Origin of the sequence: Cognatiluteimonas telluris (assembly GCF_011320095.1) — a bacterium.
Classification (GTDB): Bacteria; Pseudomonadota; Gammaproteobacteria; order Xanthomonadales; family Xanthomonadaceae; genus Cognatiluteimonas; species Cognatiluteimonas telluris.
On record NZ_JAANOY010000022.1, the window covers coordinates 13,600 to 32,679 of the forward strand.

Annotated in this window: 21 protein-coding genes; 9 read left to right on the forward strand and 12 right to left on the reverse strand. The window is 63.7% G+C overall.

From position 1 onward, the window contains the following. Positions 1-180: 180 nt before the first annotated feature. From G7B67_RS10290 to G7B67_RS10300, 3 genes are all read right to left on the reverse strand, one after another. A complete protein-coding gene (locus G7B67_RS10290) occupies positions 181-1,113 on the reverse strand; it encodes an acyl-CoA thioester hydrolase/BAAT C-terminal domain-containing protein (protein ID WP_166211855.1) in 933 nt (310 codons plus the stop codon). Positions 1,114-1,203: 90 nt separating this feature from the next. After that, on the reverse strand, positions 1,204-1,416 hold the full coding sequence (locus G7B67_RS10295) for a helix-turn-helix transcriptional regulator (RefSeq protein WP_166211858.1): 213 nt from the start codon (positions 1,414-1,416) through the stop codon (positions 1,204-1,206). Continuing rightward, positions 1,413-2,054, reverse strand: coding sequence for a hypothetical protein (locus G7B67_RS10300; protein WP_166211861.1), 642 nt, complete (start codon positions 2,052-2,054; stop codon positions 1,413-1,415). Before G7B67_RS10300 ends, G7B67_RS10295 begins: the two co-directional genes overlap by 4 nt. A gap of 186 nt (positions 2,055-2,240) precedes the next feature. On the opposite strand from G7B67_RS10300, the gene G7B67_RS10305 reads away from it, so the two are divergent. Continuing rightward, positions 2,241-3,299, forward strand: a complete 1,059-nt coding sequence (locus G7B67_RS10305; protein WP_166211864.1) for a M23 family metallopeptidase — start codon at positions 2,241-2,243, stop codon at positions 3,297-3,299. Positions 3,300-3,491: 192 nt separating this feature from the next. Here the strand turns inward: G7B67_RS10305 and G7B67_RS10310 are convergent, their stop codons facing one another. The 6 genes from G7B67_RS10310 to G7B67_RS10335 all read right to left on the reverse strand — a co-directional run bounded on the left by G7B67_RS10310 (position 3,492) and on the right by G7B67_RS10335 (position 7,538). Further along, entirely contained in the window at positions 3,492-3,947 is a 456-nt protein-coding gene (locus G7B67_RS10310) for a CcdC protein domain-containing protein (protein ID WP_166211867.1), read from the reverse strand. Positions 3,948-4,171: 224 nt separating this feature from the next. Next, complete coding sequence (locus G7B67_RS10315; RefSeq protein ID WP_166211870.1) at positions 4,172-5,167, reverse strand: HNH endonuclease; 996 nt, start codon at positions 5,165-5,167, stop codon at positions 4,172-4,174. A 140-nt stretch (positions 5,168-5,307) separates the two neighbouring features. Then, complete coding sequence (locus G7B67_RS10320) at positions 5,308-6,243, reverse strand: ImmA/IrrE family metallo-endopeptidase (protein WP_166211873.1); 936 nt, start codon at positions 6,241-6,243, stop codon at positions 5,308-5,310. Between the two features lie 2 nt (positions 6,244-6,245). Further along, positions 6,246-6,731 carry a helix-turn-helix domain-containing protein gene (locus tag G7B67_RS10325; protein WP_166211876.1) on the reverse strand — a complete coding sequence of 162 codons (486 nt, stop codon included), beginning with the start codon at positions 6,729-6,731 and terminating at the stop codon, positions 6,246-6,248. A gap of 4 nt (positions 6,732-6,735) precedes the next feature. Continuing rightward, on the reverse strand, positions 6,736-7,347 hold the full coding sequence (locus G7B67_RS10330; protein WP_166211880.1) for a GNAT family N-acetyltransferase: 612 nt from the start codon (positions 7,345-7,347) through the stop codon (positions 6,736-6,738). Beyond that, positions 7,344-7,538: a hypothetical protein gene (locus G7B67_RS10335; RefSeq protein ID WP_207780910.1), complete on the reverse strand. Its 195-nt coding sequence runs from the start codon at positions 7,536-7,538 to the stop codon at positions 7,344-7,346. The genes G7B67_RS10330 and G7B67_RS10335 overlap by 4 nt, the downstream gene beginning before the upstream one ends. 136 nt (positions 7,539-7,674) lie before the next feature. On the opposite strand from G7B67_RS10335, the gene G7B67_RS10340 reads away from it, so the two are divergent. From G7B67_RS10340 to G7B67_RS10350, 3 genes are read left to right on the forward strand one after another with little or no spacing between them, the layout of a single operon-like run. Continuing rightward, on the forward strand, positions 7,675-7,938 hold the full coding sequence (locus tag G7B67_RS10340; protein WP_166211886.1) for a hypothetical protein: 264 nt from the start codon (positions 7,675-7,677) through the stop codon (positions 7,936-7,938). Between the two features lies 1 nt (position 7,939). Continuing rightward, positions 7,940-8,329 carry an E2/UBC family protein gene (locus G7B67_RS10345; protein ID WP_166211889.1) on the forward strand — a complete coding sequence of 130 codons (390 nt, stop codon included), beginning with the start codon at positions 7,940-7,942 and terminating at the stop codon, positions 8,327-8,329. Beyond that, on the forward strand, positions 8,326-9,672 hold the full coding sequence (locus tag G7B67_RS10350) for a ThiF family adenylyltransferase (protein WP_166211892.1): 1,347 nt from the start codon (positions 8,326-8,328) through the stop codon (positions 9,670-9,672). Before G7B67_RS10345 ends, G7B67_RS10350 begins: the two co-directional genes overlap by 4 nt. On the opposite strand, the gene G7B67_RS10355 is transcribed toward G7B67_RS10350, so the two are convergent. Both G7B67_RS10355 and aceE read right to left on the reverse strand, forming a co-directional pair. After that, positions 9,669-10,064, reverse strand: a complete 396-nt coding sequence (locus tag G7B67_RS10355; RefSeq protein WP_166211895.1) for a ubiquitination-like system serine protease family protein — start codon at positions 10,062-10,064, stop codon at positions 9,669-9,671. The genes G7B67_RS10350 and G7B67_RS10355 overlap by 4 nt on opposite strands. Positions 10,065-10,275: 211 nt before the next feature. After that, complete coding sequence (gene aceE / locus G7B67_RS10360; protein ID WP_166211898.1) at positions 10,276-12,963, reverse strand: pyruvate dehydrogenase (acetyl-transferring), homodimeric type; 2,688 nt, start codon at positions 12,961-12,963, stop codon at positions 10,276-10,278. Between the two features lie 115 nt (positions 12,964-13,078). Here aceE and G7B67_RS10365 point away from each other — a divergent pair, with 115 nt between their 5' ends. The 5 genes from G7B67_RS10365 (at position 13,079) to G7B67_RS10385 (ending at position 17,400) form a co-directional block, all read left to right on the forward strand. Beyond that, entirely contained in the window at positions 13,079-13,546 is a 468-nt protein-coding gene (locus G7B67_RS10365; RefSeq protein WP_166211901.1) for a hypothetical protein, read from the forward strand. 143 nt (positions 13,547-13,689) lie between these two features. After that, positions 13,690-14,259: an REP-associated tyrosine transposase gene (locus G7B67_RS10370; RefSeq protein WP_207780911.1), complete on the forward strand. Its 570-nt coding sequence runs from the start codon at positions 13,690-13,692 to the stop codon at positions 14,257-14,259. 18 nt (positions 14,260-14,277) lie between these two features. Next, positions 14,278-14,664: a BlaI/MecI/CopY family transcriptional regulator gene (locus tag G7B67_RS10375; protein WP_166211904.1), complete on the forward strand. Its 387-nt coding sequence runs from the start codon at positions 14,278-14,280 to the stop codon at positions 14,662-14,664. After that, on the forward strand, positions 14,664-16,226 hold the full coding sequence (locus G7B67_RS10380; RefSeq protein WP_166211907.1) for a M56 family metallopeptidase: 1,563 nt from the start codon (positions 14,664-14,666) through the stop codon (positions 16,224-16,226). Before G7B67_RS10375 ends, G7B67_RS10380 begins: the two co-directional genes overlap by 1 nt. A 64-nt stretch (positions 16,227-16,290) precedes the next feature. Further along, positions 16,291-17,400, forward strand: a complete 1,110-nt coding sequence (locus tag G7B67_RS10385) for a S41 family peptidase (RefSeq protein WP_166211910.1) — start codon at positions 16,291-16,293, stop codon at positions 17,398-17,400. A 62-nt stretch (positions 17,401-17,462) separates the two neighbouring features. Here the strand turns inward: G7B67_RS10385 and rho are convergent. Beyond that, positions 17,463-19,080 (reverse strand): transcription termination factor Rho (rho, locus tag G7B67_RS10390; RefSeq protein ID WP_166211913.1); only part of this gene is annotated, 1,618 nt, incomplete at its 5' end.

Here is a 19,080-nt window from a genome sequence, read left to right on the forward strand (position 1 = left end):
GGTCAGGCAGCGCACTTCGCTTGTCCGGCCTGCGATCGACAGGCGCAATGTTTGAGAGACGATTTTGACGTAATGGGGACGACGTAATTGGCGACGCAATGGGCACGGAGGTAATTAAGGCGATTCCGGATTAATTGCCTCCGTCCCCTTTGTTTCCCTTTGTTTCCCGTTTTCGCGAACTCAGCGGCGCATTGATGCCGAGCGATCGCGCGCGCATCGCGCCGGGTCGCTGGCCGGGAATTGCGCGGCGAGGAAGGCTTCGACACGATCCAGGTGCTGCAGCGGCGCGGCATGGCCGCCGACGAAGACATCATGGATGTGTGCGTAGGGGAAATGTCGCGCGTCCAGCCGCCGCATCATCGCGCGCGCCATCATCGTCGACGGCCAGAGCTCATCGTGCGTGGGCGACATCAGGTACACCGGCCCATTGATGCGTTCCACCGGCGTGGCGGCCGCTTCCACCGCGGGCGCATTGGCCAGCATCTTCTCGAACGCCGGCTCCAGGCGATGCTGCAGCAGGTCCGGCACCGCGCGCCAGGGCACCGGCACGAACGGCAGCGGCTTGCCGTGCCAGGTGAAGGCGGAGGTGTTCATGGCCGGCGTGTTGCCCACGAAGACCGCGCTGCCGGGCGACATCGCCACCACCGCCTTGATGTCGTCGTCGCGGCTGGCCAGCGCCAGCGCCAACTCGGCACCGCGCGAGCCGCCGATCAGCGCGATGCAGCGGCCATCGATTCGCGGGTTGCGCGCGGCGTCGGCGATCGCCGCGTGCACCGCGTCCAGCGAAATTCGATCGAGCCGCTCCGGCGTGCCGGGAAGGCCGAAGTAGCCGAGCGCGAGGAAGGCATAGCCCTTGCCCACCAGTGCATCGCGTTCGGGCTTCCAGTGATCGCTGGCCCATGCGTTGCCGCCTTCCGCGCCGCCCAGTCCGACCAGCAACGGCTGCCGTTGACCGGCGCCGAGATACATCCGGGTGGCGACCCGGCCGTAATTGGCTGGCAGCGTCGCGGTGTCGAACGTGCGCGACTGGTACACGCTGTAGCCCGTCACGGCCAGGACGAGCGTAGCGATGCCGAGGAAGATCCATTTCAACAGCTTGAGCACGACCCTCATGGGTGTTGTTCCAGGTCGCCCTGGTGCAGGGCGTGAGTGCGGGGAGGCGGCGTCGCCAAGCGGACGTTCGCTGCGAGGAGAAGACGGGGCTTACTGCCTCCAGGCGAACACGTCCTCGACGCCGACGCCGAACGCGCGGGCGATGCGGAACGCCAGTTCCAGCGATGGTGCGTACCTGCCGGCTTCCAGCGCGATCACGGTCTGGCGGGTGATGCCGCACATGTCCGCCAGCGCCTGCTGGGTCATCTCGCCGTGCTCGAAGCGCAGCTTGCGGATGACGTTGTCGATCGGCGTGCCGGTCATGCGCGGTGTCGATCGCGCCAGTACGACAGCCCCGTCGCTGTGTATTCGACCAGGCTCGTTGCGACCAGGCCCACCATCATCAGGTTGGACAGCATCATCGGCCGCGCCCAGCCCAGGCGGTCGAGCGGCGAGAACGCGAACGCCAGCGCCACGCCGAACACGAACACCGACAACGCGCTGCGGGCCCAGCCGCACGCGCGGGCATGGATCGCGCGGTCGCGCTCGTCCTCGTCCACCGTGTCATGCCAGCGCCGGCGCAGCACCCGCATCACCACCAGCCAGACGAGCACGAGCGTGCCGATGTGCCTGCCGATGGCGGAAGCCGCCGGCGCCATGGTGCCGTCGGCGGCCACCATCTCCCCGCCGCGCAAGGCGTAGAAGACGAGGATCGCGGCGGTGAACAGCAGGCCGACCCAGGCCCGCTGCTCGGCGGGCGAGACCGGCGCCGCCGCGTCGCCCCGGGAGGCGGAGGCGGGCATCCGCATCGTGGCCCACAGGAGGTACCAGACCACGCAGGCCGCGATCAGCACCCCCGATCGCAGCGGCAGCTCCCAGCCGGGATGGGGCACCACGAACTCCAGGGCGAAGGCCAGGATCGCCAGCGGGATCAGGACGGCGTAACGCAGGGATCGGGACACAATGTCATCTCCACAAGACTCGGTGTACTGTGCACATTACATTTTGTCTTGTCAACAAGACGGTCCTGTCGATCACGGCCAGGCAGTCGATCGCATCGGCCAGTCCGGTGAGCAAAAACTTCCGGCACATCCCTGCAGCAAGGCACCGGCTTACCGTCGGGCCTCGTTCCGGAGGAGCACCGTTGCGTGTCGATCCTGGCTTGCGTGCTGTTGCTCGGCCTCGGTGGCGCGGCCGCCAATCCCGCTCCTGCCGCGATGGCTGAGCTGACGCTGCAGCCGTTCCCCAGCCACGTCTACAAGGCCGAGGATCGTTCGCACGAGCCCACCGCCAGCTGGATCTTCTCGCTCACGGTGCAGAGCACGCAGCCGATCCAGCTTGCGCCGGAATCGATGGCGATCGACCTGATGCACGGACGGCAGGTGTTGCGGCATTCGACATACAACCGTGAGGGATTCGAACCGCTGACCTACACCTCCGCGTTGTCGCCGACGTTGCCCGATGGCGCGCCATCGCCGTCGCCACTGTACTGGCCACTCTCGATCCGCCTGCGGTATGTCGAGCCGGCGACCCTGCCGGTGGATGCGATGCACATCCTCGTGAAGCTGAAGGACGCGCAAGGCCGCACGCATACCGTGCATCAGGATGTGGCCATCAGCACCTACCAGCAGAAAGCACAGCTGATCTTTCCGTTCCGCGGCAAGGGGATTGTCCTGCAGGCCGGCGCGATGAACGGCGGCCACCGCGACCGCAGCGGGCAATACGCGCTGGACAGCACCGTGCTCGACGAGGGCTGGTCGCCACTGAAGCCGGGCGACGGCAAGCACAACGCCGACTACTACGGTTACGGGCACGACCTGCTCGCTCCAGCCGACGGCACCGTGGTGCGCGTGCGCAATGATCGCCCCGACCAGCCCGTCGGCGATACCAGCGATCCTGCGTACTACGCGCCGGAGTTCCCGCGCGGCGGCGACCCCGGCAACAACATCGTGATCGACCACGGCAATGGCGAGTTCAGCATGATCGCCCACCTCCAGCCGGGCTCGATCCGGGTCACACCTGGCCAGCGTGTCGCGCAGGGACAGGTGATCGGCAAGCTTGGGCATTCGGGCGACACCGATACCCCGCACGTGCACTACCAGCTGCAATCGGGTCCGGATTTCCGGTACGCCGACGCGTTGCCCTGCCACTTCGACAACATCGCGCAGAAGATCCTCGACCGCGGAACCTACTTCGAGGCGAAGTAGCACGCAGGTTCCTGAACCCGCCTTACCGTCGACGCCGGTCGCCAGGAAGTTGGTCGAGCAGGCCCTCAACCGGCCGGTCGGCGTCAGGCCGAGGGGCAGGCCACCAGTGGCACCTGTAAGGGGTTAATTACCTCCGTCCCCATTGTTCGGAACAGATTCCCAAAACCGAACACCGCGCTTCGTAGGAGCGGCTTACAGCCGCGAGCGCTTCAACCGCGCGCGCAATCCCCAGGTGTAGGCCAGGCCATAGCCGAGGAACACGCCGGCGACGGCCGTCCACGCGCCCGCATCCAGCCACAGCGCGGTGGCATCCGGCGTCGCCTGCGTGACGCGTCGCCACGTCATCCAGAGGCTTGCGATGATCCGCGCCGCCACCAGCGTCGTCAGGATCAGCACCGGCCAGCGGTTGGGCGTGAACCACAGGACGTCGCCGTCGCGCTCGAAGCGCGTGAGCCACAGGCTGACCAGGCCAAAGAGCACGCCGACCAACAGGCCGATCCCCGCATCACGCAGTGCCATCGGCGCCCAACGTGTCGCCACCCAGGATGACGCCAGAAACACCGGCAGCGACACCAGCAACAGCCACGCATTGCCGCGCACCACCCAACCACGTGCACGTCCCCGCGCGCGCCCGGAGCGATAGCGCATCAGGAGCGAGAGCGGCAGAAGGACCAGCCACAAGGCCAGGATGCCCAGGACCAGCAGCGGGATGAGCAGGAGCAGCGGCGTGGTGCCGGTTTACAGGAGGCTGGGGTGCCAACTAGCCATGGGATGCGCGATGGCTGGGTGAGTCAGTCGTCGTGGTGCTCAGAGCGGATGTAGGGCGGGTTTTAACCCGCCGAACTGACGCAGTCAGTTCCGGCTTTGCACGTTCAGCGCGTCATTCTCGATTCAAGAAAGACGCTTTCCCGATGGAATGCCAAATAGGACCTCTGGCCTTCGGAAAAGCCCCCTACGTTGCGCCGAAGTGCATCCTCAAGCCCCATTCGGTGAAGCGACTCACGATGGGCTACGGGCGAAACCAAAACAGTCCCGTTGTCTTCGAAGCTAATGAAACCGCGATCAAACAGATGATCGACATCCGGCGTGAGCAGCAACCCATTCTCGCCATCCAGGCGTTCGGTGTTGCTCGCATCCCGCCACGGCTTGCAATGGCTCGCCCGCAAATGCTCGATCTGATCAACTTGCGTGACGCGGCAATTGGATTCGATTCGCTGGACGTTCTGTTTAAACAAGCCCTGCCCTCGACGTGCCATGACGACTGCCTGACGGGTAGTCTCCGGAATCGTCTGATCAGCGATCACTTGTTCCATCTCGTGGGTTTCCCACTCCACGAGGCCGATGGCCACCGGTGCGTTGTCGAGATCTCTAAGGCGTCGCATCTCGATGATCGTACGAGCCTCCCGACCGATGAGGTCGGCAAGCGTAATCGCGAAGTCGTCCGGCAACCGGGTAAGGTAAACGCCTTGCAAACCACTGCCATTTTGCTGCAGCGGTGCATATCGATCCGGAAGTCGCGGCGCGAGTTGCGCCATGTGCTCCGCCGGCTTGAGTGGACCGTGTAGCTCCGTGAAGCGAACATCGACGCGCCACCCAATGTTGTCCCAATAAGCACCCGTTTGCCCGAACTCGCGCGGTTTGGGAGCCTCGTAAGCATGGGAAGCGGCAATGCCGATCGCTTTGATGTAAGTGTCTGAAAAGGAGAACACCACATCACCCGGAGCGACTTCACGCATGAAGTCATAGAACGGATTGCGAGTCCCGTTCGAGTGGCGATCGCTGGTCCGATTGCGTTTTGGCGACCACAGATAGCCGCCCGGGACCTCGTGGCGGTACGTCTGGTTCTGATTTACCCACCAGTAGCGCATGGACACATCATGCCTGGTCAACCTGCGCCATGCATCCAGTCTTGGTGGGGCGCATTAGCCAAAGGCGTAATGCGCCGGATGCGCCTAATCCGGCGGAGTATGCGTCGCAACGCGCTCCGCTTATTGCGCCCTACGCGGGCTCAAAGCGAAGTGTCGGCGACCACGGGATTCCCGACGTTAGTAATGATCGGAGCAACTCTAAGCAGGCGCCCCAAAGTCAATGTGTGGTACTTCACGCAGAAGGTTTCCATCGCGAACAAGTACGACGTACCAGTACGATCTTTGATCACGACTTCGTTGGAACCAAGAGGACCTACTCGCTGATAACCGCAATAGGACCGAATTAGGCCCCATACCTGAGCTTCGTCCACGTTTTCAAATTGATCAGCGAACGTCCCTGACCTAATGAAGTGTTCAACAGGCAGTGCGGTCGCTTGACCATATCGCGGATGGCCGCTGATCAACCCAAAGTCAGAATTTTCGCTGCTTTCCACACACCGCCAGAGCGTGCTCGTAATAGTGTTTCCAAACTCCTTGGCGAGCTTCCGAACCAAGACAAGCGAGAGCTGCTCTGATCTGCGACTTTCATGGAAAGCCACAGGCGGGAATAGAAGCTGTCCCGCGCCATAGTTCGCCTCAGCCTCAATTCGTTCGTGACAGGATGGCGACAACGTTGCGCCATCGTCGCCAAACATATAATCCGCGTGCCAGGGAATCAGGCTATGCGACACCTCGTGAGATTCGCTCCAACGCTTTTTTAGATCAGGCGTCTTGCCATCAATGAAGATTCGCTTCTGATCCGGCACGAACAAGGCCTTTAGATCGAACTTGCGCACCGCCTCTATCAGGAGGGATGGGCGCTCAAAGACTTGCTTAGCACCGATACGAAGCCGATGAACGACTCCGTCAAGAACGCTGGGGTCGTCGAGCTGGTAATACCTGAGATCCAGACGAAGTAAATCACGGACCTCGGCGAGTTCGACTTTTCCGCTCTTGTATGCGAGGTCGCGGTGGACCTTTCCCACTTGGGCATCGATGTCGTTTCTCGTTCGATGGTCCAGCAGGATATTTCGCACGCCTATCGATCTTCCGAAAGCGCCGCCACTAGTGCGCGAACGACGTCGAACTCGCTTACGGTGCCCACGTCAACGCGCCTTGAGTTTGCAGCAAACCGCATTCCAGTCCCGTGCGAAGGATTTAGATCGGATTTGTGCTGCGCGAGAGATATGAACTTCGATCTAGAAAAATGACAAACGTCTGCCAACATCGCCACAGTTCGAGGCGGCGGATCATAGTCGGGCGAAGTTTCTATGTTCGTCACTTCGAACTCGTCGATATTTGCAAGATTGGCTATATCACTGCGAGTCCAGCCCCTGCTCTCGCGGACGTATCTCACAACCTTACCGAGATCAGTCGGAACCTCTGAGAGTACCGCTGGAGTAACCGCTCTCTGGCTTACTTCCTTATCTAAGTCGGCCAATGACGTGCCTCCAGCACCAGCGTAAGCATCATCACAATGAGCAAGCTTGTTAGCTAGCCACTGCCGTGTAATTACGAGCTTCATAGCTCTATCCTCCAGCGATAAACGAGCCGACATTTGCCTCGTCCAACTCGTAGTACTTCAAGTTTTGTGTGTCGGGGTCATGATTCATCGGACTCAGGCCGAGGCATTCGTAAAAACGTTCCGACTTCGGAAGGGAATGGAGCCCGATCCTGCCCTTGAAGCCGACGTCGATACTCACCTGCACAGCAGCGCGCATGAGAACAGTGCCCACACCACGGAACCTTGAGCCAAATTCCGGAAGATTCCAAGGAGCCGTAGCGAGGTAACGCACGTACACCAAGGACTTCGACTCATGGCCCGGCAGCCGACAGCGACGACCGTCCGTGAGAAGGGCCATCATTCCCTGTTTTTCGCCTTGATACGTGATAGCCAACGTCGGCATCGAGATCAAGTTTCCTGAGCGTTCGACCTTAGCTTCCCAGTTCCAACCCTCGGGTTCGGCCGTGGGGATAGCGAGGCCCGAATCTCTTGCGAAATCCTGCGCCGCACGCACATGTGCCGCCCAGGCGCTGTCAGCTTCGCGGGCAAAGTCGATGTCGATTCGCTCGAACAGCAGCGCATCGATATAAGCGCCGTTCTTGCAATCCAAGAGCGGAACAACGATGCCGTCTGTCATAGCACAACAAGCTCGCGCTTCTCTTTGGAAATTTCATCTTCCAAAAACAACTTCTCGCCTGCGCGAATTCGGCCGTCCACCAACTGGTATAGCCGCAGCGCCTGCCGCATGACATGCGTCTTCGACATGTCCTTTTGAGTCGACAGCTCCTCCAACACCGCCATTTCTGAGTCGGTGAGATTGAGCGTCATTGTTCGCTTCGGATTCATAGCATCTCCCTGAGCAAACCATACGCCATCTAGCTAGTTATGGCAATAAAACTTGCTTGCGTTTTAGCTATCATATAGCTATCGTTCGCTCACCACTCGTTCGTAAGGAGTCGCCAAAATGTCTGTAAACGCCGCAAACCATCCGCATAATCAATCAGTTATCCCAATTTTCATCGATGGGGAGAAGTACGACGCCGCGAGCCATCAGATGTCCGGCCACGACCTTAGGGGCCTCGTTCCCGTTGCAGCGGACCGCGACCTGTGGCTCGAAGTCCCTGGTCCTTCTGACGACGTTCCGATCAAGGAAAGCGTCGTTTATGAAGTCAAGTCAGGAGCTCACTTTTACACCGCACCAAGCACCATCAACCCCGGGACTAACTGAAATGAAGCTGCCCTCGCGCGATCAAGCGTTTCTAGATGATCGAGGGTATGACTGGGAGTTGTTGTCCGAGTCCGCGGGCGGCTACTTGATTGTTCGCAACTTCGACGTCACTGGCGGCGGCTTCGCGCCGTCGCCGGTGACGTTGATGATTCGAATTCCCCCGCAGTTCCCTATGACTCCGCTTGATATGTGGTACTGCAACCCGCCAATTCGAATTGCAGAGTCAGGCCACTTCGCCCCTGCTTCTGAGGTGATGGAGTCCCACGTTGGGAAGAACTGGCAACGCTTCTCGAGACATCTAAATGGCGGTTGGAGACCTGGAGTGGATGGCCTCAGATCGTTCTTCGTTCTGATTCAACGAGAGCTACAGGGATTGGGTTCAACCAAATGAAAACGCTCGTCATGACCGAGGCACAACTTGAGTTGCTCCGGCAGCACGTCTTTGATCAGCCCGGGCTTGAAGGCGCTGCATTCCTGCTCTGCGGGCAGTCAATGTCAGATGAAAGCGCCAAGCTAATTGTTCATGCGGTGATGCCAATCGACGCGGCCGATTTTGACGAACGGCGACGCGACGGTCTCGTAATTAAGTCCTCAGCTCTCACCCGCATCGCAAAGCTGGCCAGAAACGAGGGCCTCTCTATTGTATTTGTCCATTCCCACCCCGATGGGGCTGACGATTTTTCGGCGCAGGATGACCGGGAAGAAGGCCGACTGATTCCCTTCCTGCAAGCTCGTGTTCCTGGAAAAATTCATGGGACGCTGGTTCTAACGAAGAACTCTATTGTTGGGCGCTTGTATATGCCGGATCGACAAGCCCTCGACAAGACCATTGCGGTCGGATCGCGCATTCGGTGTTGGAGGGCGACATCGCAAGTGCAGAGTGACTTCCTTGACCGCCAGATTCGTGCCTTTGGAAAAGATATTCAGTCGGCGTTGAGTTGTCTCCACATCGGGATTGTTGGCCTGGGTGGCACCGGTTCTCCCGTAGCAGAGCAGCTTGCGCGGCTGGGTGTGGGGATGATTTCGCTCTTCGACGGCGACACTCTTGAGGCATCCAATCTCAACCGAGTACAAGGCTCGCATCGAGCTGACGTGGGGCTTTACAAGGTTGATATCGCCAAACGCAATATCGAGAAGATGGGACTTGGAACAGTCGTTCGCGCGATTCCTGAGCACATTACGACTGAAAGAAGCGCTCTAGCCTTGCGTGAATGCGACATTGTTTTCGGCTGCACTGATAAGCAGCGACCGCGAGCGATCTTGGGATGCCTTTGTGTAGCGTACTCAATTCCAGTCTTTGACATGGGCGTGCTAATCGATTCGCTCGGCGGACAAATTATCGGCGTGCACGGCAGGGTTACTACTCTTCTCCCAGGGGAAGCTTGCCTCTTTTGTCGAGGTCGAATTTCGGTCGAAGGAATGCGACTCGAGACACTGTCCGCTGCAGAGCGCGCCGGTCAGGCGAGAGAAGGCTACGCGCCGGAGCTGGAGCAGCCTGCGCCCGCCGTCGTCACGTTCACAACCGCAATTGCCGCACTAGCAGTTACAGAGCTGCTCCACCGATTGACTGGATTCAAAGGAGCGGACCGGCAATCGTCCGAACTTCTCGTGGCATTTGATCAGTCTCGGATGCGGACAAATCGCTTCGAGCCTCATGAGGAGTGCAGCTGCAACGATCAAGCGCGATGGGGTCGCGGCGACGAGGAGCCCTTCTTAGGCTTGGCTTGGGGCTAGTCTTCGCACCAAATGATTCGAGAATCCCGAAGAAAAAAGTGAGCTCCGCAGTGCTTCGCGTCGATTGATGGCGCAATCGAGATGAGGCCGCCTGTACTGAGCTTCACGGTCCAGCGGGGCGAGCGGCTTGCCATTAAGTTCAGCTGAAGTTGTTCCTTGCAGCCGCAAGGGCACTTCAGATAAGCCCACTTGAGGGCGCCGGGGTTCACCAGCGCAACCACGCCCTTTTCATAGGCCGCCGCCTCGGCATCCTCCCGACGCTCAAAGCTCACAAATCGGTAGCGCCACCGCTTGGAGGCATTCCTGTATACGTATTTCGCGAATTGTTCGCGAAGGCTGAGGAGCCAAGCAGGAATTCGAGAGTGACTAGCCATCCGCGCATTCTGGGGCATAGACCGATGAGATGAGTCCTATCGCATGTCCGGTCGGATGTCGTCAACTTATCCGCCGAGGTGGGAACTCGCAATGCCGCAGAAACGGCAAGCCCTGGTCAAGAATTGACCTAGCTCGAGCCGCCACCGGAAGAAAAGCAGAATTACGAAGCTCGACAGAATTCAAGCTGCATCCCCGAGGCCGACGTTCTACTCGTTTCATTGCCGAGGATCAAACCCCAATCGGAGTCGCCTTCCCCTCATCAATCCGATAAAGCTTCATCGCCCGCGCCACATCCTTCCCACTCATCTTCCCATCCGCCACCAGCGCAGCCACCGCCGCATGCGCAATATGGTTGCGGTCGACTTCGAAGTGCCGCCGCAGGTTCTCGCGCGTATCCGAGCGCCCGAAGCCATCCGTCCCCAGCACCGTGTACCGCATCGGCACGAACCCGCGGATCTGTTCGGGGTACGCACGGATGTAATCGGTGGCGACGATCGCCGGGCCCTGGCGGCCTTCGAGCAGTTGGGTGACGTAGGGCTTGCGTTGTTCGGACTCGGGGTGGAAGCGGTTGAAGCGTTCGGCATCGACGCCGTCGCGCGCGAGTTCGTTGAAGCTCGGGCAGGACCAGATGTCGGCCTTGATGCCGAAATCCTTGTCGAGCAGGTCGGCCGCGGCGATCGCTTCGCGCAGGATCGTGCCACTGCCGAGCAACTGCACCCGCAACTCGCCCTTCTTCGCCTTTCCGCCATCGCGGAACAGGTACATGCCCTTGATGATGCCGTCGGCCGCGCCTTCGGGCATGTCCGGGTGGGCGTAGTTCTCGTTCATCAGGGTGAGGTAGAAGTACTCGTCGCGCTGCTCGGTGAGCATGCGTTGCATGCCGTACTGCAGCAGCACGGCGACTTCGTAGCTGAAGGTCGGATCAAAGCTGCGGCAGTTGGGGATGAGGCCGGCCTGGACCATGCTCTGGCCGTCCTCGTGCTGCAGGCCTTCGCCGTTGAGCGTGGTGCGGCCGGCGGTGGCGCCGAGCAGGAAGCCGCGCGAGCGCATGTCCGCCGCCTGCCAGGCGCTGTCGCCGATGCGCTGGAAGCCGAACATCGAGTAGTAGATGTAGAACGGGATCAGCTGCAGATCGTTGGTGCTGTAGCTCGTCGCGCACGCCATCCACGAGGAGAACGCGCCGGCCTCGGTGATGCCTTCCTCCAGCACCTGGCCGGTGGCGTCCTCGCGGTAGTACATGAGCTGGTCGCGGTCGACCGGCTTGTACTTCTGCCCGTGCGGGGCGTAGATGCCGAGCTGGCGGAACATGCCTTCCATGCCGAAGGTGCGCGCTTCATCCGCAACGATCGGAACGCAGCGCGGGCCGACCTGCTTGTCGCGCAGGGTGATGTTGAGTGCCTGCACGAACGCCATCGTGGTGCTGATCTCGCGATCGCCGGTGGTCTTGAGCAGGCGCTCGTAGACCTCGAGCTTCGGCGCTTCGAGCGATTGCGATGACTTGCGCCGGCGCTGCGGCAGGTAACCGCCGAGGGCCTTGCGGCGCTCGTGCATGTATTCGACTTCCGGCGACTTCTCGCCGGGATGGAAGAACGGCACCTTGCCGTCGGCCAGCTGCGCGTCGGTGATCGGGATCTGGAAGCGGTCGCGGAACGTGCGCACGTCCTCGTCGTCCATCTTCTTGGTGCCGTGGGTGGGGTTGAGCGCCTCGCCCGCCGCGCCCATGCCGTAGCCCTTGACCGTCTTGGCGAGGATCACGGTCGGCTGGCCGGTGGTCTTCACCGCGGCGTCGTAGGCGGCGTAGACCTTGTGCGGATCGTGACCACCGCGGTTGAGGCGCCAGATGTCGTCGTCGGAGAGATTCGCGACGAGCGCGGCGGTCTCGGGATACTTGCCGAAGAAGTTCTCGCGCGTGTACTTGCCGCCGAAGGCCTTGCAGTTCTGGTATTCGCCGTCGACGGTTTCCATCATCAGCTGGCGCAGCTTGCCGGTGGTGTCGCGCGCGAGCAGCGGATCCCAGTACGTGCCCCAGATGGTCTTGATGACGTTCCAGCCGGCGCCGCGGAAGTTGCCTTCCAGCTCCTGGATGATCTTGCCGTTGCCGCGCACCGGGCCGTCAAGGCGCTGCAGGTTGCAGTTGACGACGAAGATGAGGTTGTCGAGGCCTTCGCGGCCGGCCACCGAAATCGCGCCGAGCGATTCGGGCTCGTCGGTTTCGCCGTCGCCGAGGAAACACCACACCTTGCGCCCGGTCTTGGGCATCAGGCCGCGGCCTTCGAGGTACTTCCAGTTGCGCGCCTGGTAGATCGCGGCGAGCGGGCCGAGGCCCATCGACACCGTGGGCGTCTGCCAATAGTCGGGCATCAGCCACGGATGGGGATACGAGCTGACGCCGCGGCCGTCGACTTCCATGCGGAAGTGGTCGAGCTGCGATTCGCTGATGCGGCCTTCGAGGAACGAGCGCGCGTAGATGCCGGGCGAGGAATGGCCCTGGATGTAGAGCAGGTCGCCGGGGAAGTCCTCGGTCGGCGCGCGCCAGAAATGGTTGAAGCCGACGTCGTAGAGCGTCGCACCGGAAGCGAACGAGGCGATGTGGCCACCGAGTTCGCCCGGCTTGCGGTTGGCGCGCACGACCATCGCCATCGCGTTCCAGCGGATCAGCGAGCGGATGCGCCACTCCATGTTGGAGTCGCCGGGCATCTGCGGCTCCTGCCCGGCGGGAATGGTGTTGACGTATTCGGTGGTCGGCGAGAACGGCAGGTGCGCGCCGGCGCGACGGGTGAGCTCGACCATGCCTTCGAGCAGCTGGTGCGCGCGCTGCGGGCCGCCGTTGTCGATGACGGCCTTGAGCGACTCGATCCACTCGCGGGTTTCGGTGGGATCCGGGTCGTTGAGCAGCAGTTCGTTGAGCCAGGTCATGGGGGCGGAGCTCCGCGCCGCCCGCGAGCGGCGTCATAGGTCGTGGGGATGGGTCGATTCTAGCAGGGGGGGGCAAGGCCGCCCGGCCCGTGACGGGCCGTCACGAACGGGCGCCTTGTCAGGGCGTATGTTCGGCGCGCCGATCTCCGAGCTGCGCGCCATGGCGACTCCAAACCCGCCGGTTCATGCCGAGTTTTCCCGCTTCGGTTCCCAGGGCATGCAGGTCCGCGTGACCGGCACGCGCTCGCTCGAAGGCACCATCGGTTACTGGACGCAGATCGTGGAGCACGTCGCGCGCGACCACCCGAGGTGCCTGCTGGTGATCGACGAGCTGGTTGGCACCGAACTGACGCCAGCGCAGTGGCACGACCTGGTCGAGACGATGTCGGGCAAGGGCCTGGAGCAGGTGCGCATCGCCCACGCCAAGGTCCACGGCCTGGACCACGTCGACTACTGCGAGCTGTACGCCAACATCGCCGGCTTCGATGCGCGCGCGTTCAACAGCCAGGGCGATGCCGAGCGCTGGCTGCGCTACGGCGACGCGGACACCAGGCCGGCGTCGTTCGAGTGGGCGCGCAGGTAGCGCTGGCGCGCGACGGCACTGGTGCCTGCCACGCGGCCTTTGCGCGCCTGTCAGTTTGAAGCCGGTCGCGCGGGCCGCTTTCCGACCCCGTGGTGGGCGCTTGCCTGATGGGTTGCCTCGGGCCAGGCGCGCATGGTCGGCACATGGAACCCACCATCGCGATGCAACGAAGCGGACGGCGGTCGCCGACGGGACCGGCGTACCTGGTCACCTTCGGCACCGATCGCCGGCAGTTGCATTTTTCCGACTGGGACGTCGCGGTCGATGCCTGCCGGATGTTGACCGCGAGGCCGGCGTGGGAAGGTTCGCGGCTGCTGGCGTGGACGCTGATGCCCGACCACTGGCACGGACTGGTCGAACTGCACCCGCAGGACAGCCTGTCGGCGCTGGTCGGGCGCTTGAAGGGGCGCAGCGCACGCTACCTGCGCCAGGCGCACCCGCAGCTGGGATGGATCTGGGCACGTGCATTCCATGAGCAGGCGTTGCGCGCCGAGGAGGAGCGCGTGGCCGTGGCGCGCCACCTGGTCCTGCACGCGGTGCGCGCCGGGCTGGTGCGGCGGGCGGTGGAGTATCCGTTCTGGGATGCGGTGTGGCTGCTGCGCCAGGGCGTGCGCGCGGTTTCACCAGCCGCGGCGGCATGGGTGCCGGCGAGGGAGCCGGCCGGGCTCCCCGTTGACTTCGCTACTAATGACATAGTACTAATGCCGCCGTAGTCACGAGCGAGGGTTTCCATGGCGGCTCCCCGTCCCACCGAAGGCGAACTGGCGATCCTGCAGGTGCTGTGGGAGGGCCAGGGGCCGATGACCGTGCGCGAAGTGCACGCGGTGCTGTCGCGCAACAAGGACACCGCGTACACCACGGTGCTGAAGATGCTGACGATCATGGCCGACAAGGGCCTGGTGCGCCGCGACGAATCCGAGCGCAGCCACACCTACGTCGCCGTGCATGCCGAGCCGGTGGTGCAGCAGTCGTTGCTGAAGGACCTGATGCGCAGGGCGTTTTCCGGATCGGCGTTGACGCTGGTCCAGCGTGCGATGGACGTCGATGTCGCCAGCGCCGAGGAGCTCGAGCAGATCTCCAGGCTCATCGCGCAGGCCAAGGCGAAGCGCAAGCGCTGATGGACGCGCCGGTGCTGCTGTCGCTGCGTGTCGCGCCGGCGCTGGCCGCGGCACTGCTGCATTCGCTGTGGCAGGTGGCGTTGCTGGCGGGCGGCGCGTGGCTGGCGCTGTGGGCACTGTCGCGCCACGCCGCCGCGACGCGGCATGCGGTGGCGATGGGCTTCCTGCTGGCGATGGTGCTGGCGCCGGCGTCGACGTTCCTGCGGATGGTCGGCGCCGATGGCGCGCAGCTCAACAGCGGTTGGTTGCCGGCGGTGACGCCACCGCAACTGGACGCCGCGACGGGACACTTCGTCCAGCAGAGTAATCCGCTTGCCGCGTTGCTGGTGATGGCGTGGCTGGTCGGGGTGGGGGCGATGCTGCTGCGGCGCTTCGGCGGCTGGCGACTGCTGCGCGCGCTCGACCGGCATCCGTCCACCGCCTTGCCGCCTCCGTGGCAGGCGCGTCTCGACGCGATGCGCGCAGCGATGGGCATCTCGCGCACGGTCGTGGTCCGGCTGTCGGCGGAAGTCGCCGGCCCGTTCACCGCCAGGCTGCTGCGGCCGGTGGTCTGGTTGCCGCTGTCATTGCTTGCGCAGCTGCCGCGCGACCAGGTCGAAGCGTTGCTGGCGCACGAACTCGCGCACATCGCGCGCATGGACTGGTTGTGGAACGGCGCGCAGTGCGTGCTCGAAGCGCTGCTCTTCTTCCATCCAGCGGCGTGGTGGCTCGGCCGGCGCATCCGGCAGGAGCGCGAGCACGCCTGCGACGACACGGCCGTGGCGGTCTGCGGAGACGCCATCGCGCTGGCCGAGGCGCTCGCGCAACTCGAGCGCCAGCGGCCTTCCACTCCGCGCCTGGTGCTCGCAGCCCAAGGAGGCTCACTGATGAAACGCATTACCCGCCTGCTGGCGGTACCTCCCGTGCGCGCCCGCTGGGGCGCGGCCATCGGCACCGGCCTGCTGGTCGTGGCCGGGGTCCTGGTCGTGGCGCAGTTGAGCCTGGCCCACCATGGCCGCCATGCAATCGAGCTGAGCTCGACCACCGCGGGCGCGCTGGGCCCGGGCGACAGCCGCGAGATTTCCGCCTATGGGCCCGACGGCTGGCGTCACTACACCGTGCGCGTGGGCGCCAATGGCGCGATCACCGAAAGCCTGGAAGTCGATGGCAAGCCCAGGCCGGTGACGGATGAAACCCGCACCTGGATCGGCACGACGCTGTCGCTGGCCGCGCCACCCGCGCCACCGAAGCCACCGAAACCACCGGCACCACCGATCGGACCGCTGGCGCCGCCGCTCCCTCCGCCGCCGGAAATTGTCGACAACACCATGGTCAAGGTCCTGATCCAGCATGTCGCGATCGACCCGGCCGTCGTCGCCAGGCTCGGCAGCCCGGTGGTGATGGCATCGAAGGACGTTGACGGGCGCCTCGACATCGGCAACGGCGCGCGTGCCGATGGCGATGCCGACCTGCGCCTGCGGTTGCGTGGCCCCAAGGGCATGGCGAACGTCCGCGTGACGGCGCAGCTGGTCGCGGGCGAATGGTCGACGCCGCAGGTGGCGATCGAAGGCGACGCGCGCTGAGTTTTTTTGACCCTGACTACTAACCGATTAGTACTAACACCACCCACTCACCGAAGGAACCACCATGCGCCACCGCAATCCCTGTGTATTCCTGTTGCTGGCCTCGATGTCGCTGGCTTGCGTGCCGTGCGTTGGCGCGCAGGAGCCGCCTGCCGCGCCGGCGGTCGATGCCGCCACGCGGACCGCCGTGATCGCCGAACTTGGCAGGCAGCTGCACCGGTTCTATGTCTTTCCGGATGTGGCCGATACGGTGGCGACCGCGCTGATCGCCAAGGACGCCCGCGGTGGCTACGCCGCCGATCGCGATGTGGAGGCGCTTGCGCAGGCGCTGTCGCAGGACCTGCGCATGCTCGGCAAGGACGGTCACTTCCGGGTCGGCTACGCGCCGGGCTACCAGCCGCAACCGACCACGCTGTCGCCCGCGCCACTTCCGCAGGCCGAGCACGACCGGATGCAACACGAAGTCGCCAGCATGGCCTATGGCATCCAGCGTGTGGAGCGGCTGGATGGCAACGTCGGCTATCTCGAACTGCGCGCGTTCGGCCCCACCGACATGGTCGGCGCGGCATTGACGTCGGCGATGACGATGCTGTCCGGCACCGATGCGCTGATCCTGGACCTGCGCCGCAACGGCGGTGGCGACCCGGCGACCGTGGCCTACCTGATGAGCCACTTCTTCGCCGCCGGCGACCGCCGCCACCTCAACGACATCAGAACCCGCGCAATTGCCAGGACCGATGAGTACTGGACGACGCCGGACGTGGGCGTGCATTACGACAAACCGGTGTACGTGCTGGTTTCGGGACGCACATTCTCCGGCGGCGAGGAGTTCGCCTACGACATGCAGACGCAGAAGCGCGCGACACTCGTCGGTGAAACCACCGGCGGCGGCGCCAACCCGGGCGACGACTTCCCGATCGGGCATGATTTCGTCGCCTTCATCCCGACCGGGCAGTCGATCAATCCGGTCACCCACACCAACTGGGAACACGTCGGCGTCAAACCCGATGTCGCTGTGCCGGCGGCCGATGCGCAGCAGGCGGCGTACCTGGCGATCCTGCACGAACTGCTTGCCGCGGCGACGGATCCGGAGCAGCGCGACTACCTGCAGCACACACTGGACCAGGCGCAGCCCGGCGCGAAGCCTGCGCCGGATTACGCGCGACGGCCCTGAGTGGGCTTGTTGGGCCGCATGAAAAAAGCCCCGCATCCGCGGGGCTTTTTTTGATCTGACGATCAGCGCTTCATCGAAGCGAAGAACTCGTCGTTCGACTTGCTCGACTTCATCTTGTCGAGCAGGAACTCCATCGCGCCGATCTCGTCCATGCCGTGCAGCAGCTTGCGCAGGATCCAGATCTTCTGCAGCAGGTCCGGCTCGATCAGCAGGTCCTCGCGGCGGGTGCCGGAGCGGTTGATGTCGATCGCCGGGTACACGCGCTTCTCGGCGATGCGGCGGTTCAGGTGCACTTCCGAGTTGCCGGTGCCCTTGAACTCCTCGTAGATCACCTCGTCCATCTTGCTGCCGGTCTCGACCAGCGCGGTGGCGATGATGGTGAGCGAGCCGCCTTCCTCGACGTTGCGCGCGGCGCCAAAGAACCGCTTCGGCCGGTGCAGCGCGTTGGCGTCGACACCGCCGGACAGGATCTTGCCCGACGAGGGCACGACGTTGTTGTAGGCGCGTGCCAGGCGGGTGATCGAGTCGAGCAGGATGACGACGTCCTTCTTGTGCTCGACCAGGCGCTTGGCGCGCTCGATCACCATTTCGGCGACCTGCACGTGGCGGCCGGCGGGCTCGTCGAAGGTCGAGGAAATCACCTCGCCGCGCACCGTGCGCTGCATGTCGGTGACTTCTTCCGGCCGCTCGTCGATCAGCAGCACGATCAGGTGCACGTCGGGATGGTTGTGGGTGATGGCGGTGGCCATCTGCTGCATCATCATCGTCTTGCCGGCTTTCGGCGGCGACACGATCAACGCGCGCTGGCCTTTGCCCTGCGGCGCCATCAGGTCCAGGATGCGGCCGGTGATGTCCTCGGTCGAACCATCGCCGCGCTCCAGGCGGAACTTGCGGCGCGGGAACAGCGGGGTGAGGTTCTCGAACAGGACCTTGTTCTTCGACGCCTCGATCGGTTCGCCGTTGATGGTGTCGACCACGGCCAGCGCGAAGTACCGCTCGCCGTCCTTCGGCCAGCGGATGCGGCCCGAAAGATGGTCGCCGGTGCGCAGGTTGAAGCGGCGGATCTGCGAGGGCGAGATGTAGGTGTCGTCGGGCCCGGCGAGGTAGCTCGCCTCGGCCGCGCGCAGGAAGCCGAAGCCGTCGGGCAGGATTTCCAGCACGCCGTCGGCGGCGACGCCTTCGCCATGGCGCGTGAGCACCTTCAGCACGGCGAAGATCACGTCCTGCTTGCGGGCGCGGGCGACGCCTTCGGAAATGTTCAGCTGCTCGGCGATGTCGAGCAGTTTCTGCGCCGGCATCCGCTTGAGGTCGCCCAGCGAGTACTGCGGGAAGCCTTCGGGGATGTTGGCCGGGCGCTGGGCGTTGAACTGCTGGTTGCTGTTGTCGTCCTGCGGCATGCCGTCGTCGCGCGGGCGGCCGTCGTTGCGGTTGCGCTCGCGGTCGCGGCGGTTGCGGAAGCGGTCGCGGCGATTGTTGTGGCGGTCGCCGCCTTCGCGCGGTTCCTGGCCGCCGCCCTGCGCCTGGCCACCCTGGCCGGCGTTGGACGGGTTGTTGGCCTGGACCGCAGGCGGCGCGGACTCGGCGTGCTGCGATGCCGGTGGCGCCGACGGTGGTGCGGCGGCAGGCGGCGCGGCGCTGGAGGGCGTGTCGGCCGCGGCACCGGATTCGGCGGCGGCAGCG

What these genes read in the sequence shown, in the direction of transcription:
- G7B67_RS10290 (WP_166211855.1), bottom strand. Translation starts at nt 1,113, where the DNA reads ATGAGGGTCGTGCTCAAGCTGTTGAAATGGATCTTCCTCGGCATCGCT.
- G7B67_RS10295 (WP_166211858.1), bottom strand. Translation starts at nt 1,416, where the DNA reads ATGACCGGCACGCCGATCGACAACGTCATCCGCAAGCTGCGCTTCGAG.
- G7B67_RS10310 (WP_166211867.1), bottom strand. Translation starts at nt 3,947, where the DNA reads ATGCGCTATCGCTCCGGGCGCGCGCGGGGACGTGCACGTGGTTGGGTG.
- G7B67_RS10315 (WP_166211870.1), bottom strand. Translation starts at nt 5,167, where the DNA reads ATGCGCTACTGGTGGGTAAATCAGAACCAGACGTACCGCCACGAGGTC.
- G7B67_RS10325 (WP_166211876.1), bottom strand. Translation starts at nt 6,731, where the DNA reads ATGAAGCTCGTAATTACACGGCAGTGGCTAGCTAACAAGCTTGCTCAT.
- G7B67_RS10330 (WP_166211880.1), bottom strand. Translation starts at nt 7,347, where the DNA reads ATGACAGACGGCATCGTTGTTCCGCTCTTGGATTGCAAGAACGGCGCT.
- G7B67_RS10335 (WP_207780910.1), bottom strand. Translation starts at nt 7,538, where the DNA reads ATGACGCTCAATCTCACCGACTCAGAAATGGCGGTGTTGGAGGAGCTG.
- G7B67_RS10340 (WP_166211886.1), top strand. Translation starts at nt 7,675, where the DNA reads ATGTCTGTAAACGCCGCAAACCATCCGCATAATCAATCAGTTATCCCA.
- G7B67_RS10345 (WP_166211889.1), top strand. Translation starts at nt 7,940, where the DNA reads ATGAAGCTGCCCTCGCGCGATCAAGCGTTTCTAGATGATCGAGGGTAT.
- G7B67_RS10350 (WP_166211892.1), top strand. Translation starts at nt 8,326, where the DNA reads ATGAAAACGCTCGTCATGACCGAGGCACAACTTGAGTTGCTCCGGCAG.
- G7B67_RS10355 (WP_166211895.1), bottom strand. Translation starts at nt 10,064, where the DNA reads ATGCCCCAGAATGCGCGGATGGCTAGTCACTCTCGAATTCCTGCTTGG.
- aceE (WP_166211898.1), bottom strand. Translation starts at nt 12,963, where the DNA reads ATGACCTGGCTCAACGAACTGCTGCTCAACGACCCGGATCCCACCGAA.
- G7B67_RS10370 (WP_207780911.1), top strand. Translation starts at nt 13,690, where the DNA reads ATGGAACCCACCATCGCGATGCAACGAAGCGGACGGCGGTCGCCGACG.
- G7B67_RS10375 (WP_166211904.1), top strand. Translation starts at nt 14,278, where the DNA reads ATGGCGGCTCCCCGTCCCACCGAAGGCGAACTGGCGATCCTGCAGGTG.
- G7B67_RS10380 (WP_166211907.1), top strand. Translation starts at nt 14,664, where the DNA reads ATGGACGCGCCGGTGCTGCTGTCGCTGCGTGTCGCGCCGGCGCTGGCC.
- G7B67_RS10385 (WP_166211910.1), top strand. Translation starts at nt 16,291, where the DNA reads ATGCGCCACCGCAATCCCTGTGTATTCCTGTTGCTGGCCTCGATGTCG.